Below are 4,284 nucleotides of genomic sequence, written 5' to 3' on the forward strand. Positions count from 1 at the left end.
AGAAAACTACTAGCTTTCTTATCCCCTTTACTGTTTTAAGGTTCGACATCTAAATGTCTGTTCTGAATAATTCTCTTTAGAATTTTCAGGGTTGTTGTCTATTGTTTAATTATCAAGGTTCTTTTTTTGTTTCGCCGTTTAAAATCGGCTCATTTAGTTTATCATATTCATTGACGTTTGTCAAGAACTTTTTAAACTTTTTTTCGATCAACTTTTCAACCGATCATTGCTATCTTCGTTTCAAACATTCGTTTGTCTCAGCGACAGCTTATTTAGAATATCATAATCAGTTGTGTTTGTCAACTGTTATTTTATCCTTTTTTTCAAAAACAATTCATACCGAATCATTTCCCGATATATAACTTGTTCAACATACACTCTTGCATTCCTACTCATGCATATCTTCTATTATTATATATCTGTAATACTGTCTTCTGCGTCGACTCTGTTACCTCACGGCCTTGTCTCTCGCGACAGCTAGATTAATATATCACAAGGGCATACGAATTGTCAACATTGTTTTTATATTTTCTTCAATTTAGATATTTGTGATAATTTGGCACTTATTTTTATAATTTTCACATCATTTTGTACAATTCACATTTTAACACATGATATTTTTCCATATAGTTACATTCTTACGTATGGAAGTTACCACTTATTTCCACCATCATGCATAATTTACTTTCTCACATTCTCATCCAGATATTTTCTACCTATTAATCGCATATACGCAAAAATCTCCCGGGAAATTATGCTCATTCCCGGGAGACTCTACATTTATCTTTATTTACCTCTTATTCTTCATTTCAATCATGTCACCAAAAATCGGCGTTGGCATTCCAAATCCACCAGATACATCCATGATCTGTCCTGTTGTATATGCAGCGTCATCACTGGCAAAGTATGCTACTGCTCCTGCAATCTCTTCCGGTGTCGCCATTCTCTTGATTGGAATATGCTTTAAGAAGAATTCCTGGAATTCCGGTGTCAGATTTCCAGATACAGCTTCCGTTGCTGTCATTCCCGGTAATACAGCATTGCAGCGGATGTTATCTCTGGCGCACTGTGTTGCAATTAGTTTCGTCAGATAATTAATCGCTGCCTTGCTGGTTCCATAAGCAATCTGGGAAATATCCGGGCGGAGACCTCCGATAGAAGAAATATTAATAATGCTTCCACCGCCATTTTCTGCCATATGCGGAATTACCGCCTGACTGGTCATAAATACACTGGCAAGGTTTGTATCAATCGTACGGATATACTCTTCGTACTCGGTTGTTTTGATATCTCTGTCCTTCTGCGGATTCGAGGTTCCAAAATTATTTACCAGAATATCAATCTTTCCTTCATTCTTTATAACCTCTTCTACCATAGAAAGGTAAGTTTCCTTTTCGGTTGCATCGTTATATACTGTTTTCACGTTACATCCTTCTTTGTTTAATTCCTCTGCACGATTTGCCGCACGTTCCATATTTCTCGCACCGATATAAACAGTTGCACCTTCTCTTGCCAGACGTTGTACGCATGCAAGTCCAATTCCTCTAGTTGCCGCAGTTACAATTGCTACTTTTCCCTCTAATCTCATATTGACAATGCTCCTTCCTAACTTGTGAATTGTATTTATTATTTCGATATTTTTCATTATTTTATCACACTTTAGTAATGAACATTAGACATTATCTGACCTTTTTGCAACAGTTTTTCATACACACTCTCTCCGTTCACGACCGTCCTTTATCACAAGTCTAAAGTTCTTTCAGGACCTCTCCGATATCTTCATTCATGCAAACAGATTTTCTCGTTATTTCTGCAGGTGCATATGCTTCACCCTGGTTCAGGCACACATAAAATGCATGTTGAAATGTGTTTGTCATCTGCCAAAACGGATATTTTATAATACCGGGAGTATTATATCCTACACCTAGTTCAAGGAACACTATTTTCTGCTTTTTATGATCCTGTATAAATTTCTCGTACCGTTCTGCTGCCTGGTGCCATCCCCTATCTTCAACAAATGTCTGATCTGATCTTAGGTTCATACTCATTGGCTTACCACAGTGCGGACAATATGGAATCAGGCTGGATGGAATCGTAAGCTTTATTTCTCCGTCTTCCGGTTTTTGCAGTTCCCCGTCTTTTATCTGAAACCCCTGACTCAGTACCATTTTTTTAATCGCATCTTCATTGTCATAGGTTTCCTTATGGCAAGGCTCACTACATTGAAACAGACCATAATCTCCCTGTGTATAAAAGATTCTGTTTTTAGCGAATCCTGTCTTCTGAAAGCAATGATCTACATTTGTCGTCAGGACAAAATAATCTTTTCCTTTTACCAATTCATACAGGTTCTGATATACCGGTTTTGGCGCATCCATATATCGGTTGATATAGATATATCTGCACCAGTATCCCCAGTGTTTTTCCAATGTTTTATATGGATAGAAGCCTCCTGCATACATATCAGAAAATCCATATTTCTTTCTGAAATCCGAAAAATATTTTTCAAATCTTTCTCCATTATACACAAAACCGGCTGATGCGGAAAATCCTGCACCGGCCCCAATTATAATAGCATCTGCTTCCCTTATTTTTTCTTTTATCTGTAATATCTTATCTGAGTAACTGCCTGTAGAGTCGTTCATCTTCCTCTTCAAAAACATTATATATCACCTTTATCTTTGATTTTGTCTTTTCTTTATATTGCTTTACTGTCTGTACTGCAAGCTCAGCTGCTCTTTTATTTGGAAACATAAATACACCAGTTGAAATACAACAAAAAGCAATACTCTTCACTTCATTCTCATCAGCTATCCTAAGACACGATTCATAACAGGATATCAGTAAGCGTTCATGTTCCTTTGTCAGCCTTCCCTGTACAATTGGACCAACTGTATGAATCACATAATCACATGGCAGATTAAACGCCGGGGTGATCTTTGCCTGCCCTGTCGGTTCTTCATGTCTCTGTTTTATCATCATATCATTGCAATAGTTTCGAAGCTGAATTCCTGCATAGGTATGAATACAATTATCAATACAGTTATGACAGGGCTGATAGCAACCTGTCATACCGCTGTTGGCTGCATTTACGATTGCTCCCACCTTAAGCCTTGTAATATCGCCCTTCCAGATAGAAAGATCAGGCTGCGCCTCCCTGATATCTGCCAATGTGACAATACCTTTCTTCTCATTTTCTTCTGAAAGGTACGCATCCTGAATCTGCAAAAATGCGTGGTCCATTTTTCTTGGCATTCTTATATTCATAAGCGATCTGAGCAAAATTTTTTGCTGGGCAGTCTCAGGAGGAATTTGCATATTCGCATACCCTGGCTGTTCTTTCAGTAATCCTTCAATCAAATATCTTCTTCTCTCATCCTGATTCATTTCCTGATCACCGCTTTCACCGGACAGTTTTCATAACAGTTTCCACAGTGCAGACAGTGCTCCTGCTGAATGACAAAAGGTGTTCCTTTCTCGATACATTTCTGTGGACAATGTTTCATACATTTCCCGCAGCCGATACAGGATTCTGTTATGTAATATCCCTTTTCTTTTACACTTACATTTCCCAGAATATATGTCTCCCGGAAAATTGGATTTATGCCAAGATTAAAATACTCCACTTCTGCCTTATCAATACAGAAAATAATTCCGATTTCTCTTGTATCCCCCGGATATACATTCGCAAGATATGGCTGTTCTTCAAAAATGATATCCATCCATTTTTTCTGTTCATTCTCTGCTACTGCGTAAGCCTTTCCCGACAAACGAATCATTTCTTTATATTTAGTATAGGCAAGAATCTGAACCCTGCCATCTTCCATTAATTCTTTACAAAAATTTTTACCTCTGGCGGTGAAAAAATAGAGTGCATCCGGCTCATAATGAATCGCACTGATATTCCGTATCTGTGGTGCTCCTTCACTGTCTACTGTTGCAAACGCAAGCACTCCCACCAATTCCATTTTTTTTAAACATGTTGCTAAATCCATCTGTTTATCACCTATTCTACAATTTTAATTCTTCCTGGTTTTCTTGGTTTGCTTTTCGGCTGTTCGCCATCTATATATCCTAATATTACAAATCCCTGGCATGCATATCCTTCCGGCACTCCCCATTCGTTCATCAGTCTTCTTCCTTCTTCTGAATCAAATTGGTCCTATGTCAAGATTTAGTACAAGTTAAAATGAGAAATTTCTCCTCATTTTAACCTGCCAGAAGCTCAGGCTCAGTGTTTGTTCTTTCATACACTCGTTCGAATTCGTTTGGCGACATATAGTT

General features: G+C 37.9%; 5 protein-coding genes. All 5 read right to left on the reverse strand.

Annotated features, from left to right (window positions below; translation table 11 throughout):
* Window positions 1-790: 790 nt before the first annotated feature.
* Entirely contained in the window at window positions 791-1,588 is a 798-nt protein-coding gene (gene hdhA / locus ACWJAF_RS13690) for a 7alpha-hydroxysteroid dehydrogenase (protein WP_296094975.1), read from the reverse strand.
* Window positions 1,589-1,748: 160 nt separating this feature from the next.
* Complete coding sequence (locus ACWJAF_RS13695) at window positions 1,749-2,663, reverse strand: SIR2 family NAD-dependent protein deacylase (protein ID WP_448864671.1); 915 nt, start codon at window positions 2,661-2,663, stop codon at window positions 1,749-1,751.
* Window positions 2,614-3,387, reverse strand: a complete 774-nt coding sequence (locus tag ACWJAF_RS13700; protein ID WP_448864673.1) for a protein-ADP-ribose hydrolase — start codon at window positions 3,385-3,387, stop codon at window positions 2,614-2,616. The genes ACWJAF_RS13695 and ACWJAF_RS13700 overlap by 50 nt, the downstream gene beginning before the upstream one ends.
* Window positions 3,384-3,995: a 4Fe-4S binding protein gene (locus ACWJAF_RS13705; protein ID WP_448864675.1), complete on the reverse strand. Its 612-nt coding sequence runs from the start codon at window positions 3,993-3,995 to the stop codon at window positions 3,384-3,386. The genes ACWJAF_RS13700 and ACWJAF_RS13705 overlap by 4 nt, the downstream gene beginning before the upstream one ends.
* Window positions 3,996-4,006: 11 nt before the next feature.
* Window positions 4,007-4,129, reverse strand: coding sequence for a hypothetical protein (locus ACWJAF_RS13710; RefSeq protein WP_448864677.1), 123 nt, complete (start codon window positions 4,127-4,129; stop codon window positions 4,007-4,009).
* Between the last annotated feature and the right edge of the window lie 155 nt (window positions 4,130-4,284).

The sequence above is a fragment of the Dorea sp. genome, from assembly GCF_977044405.1.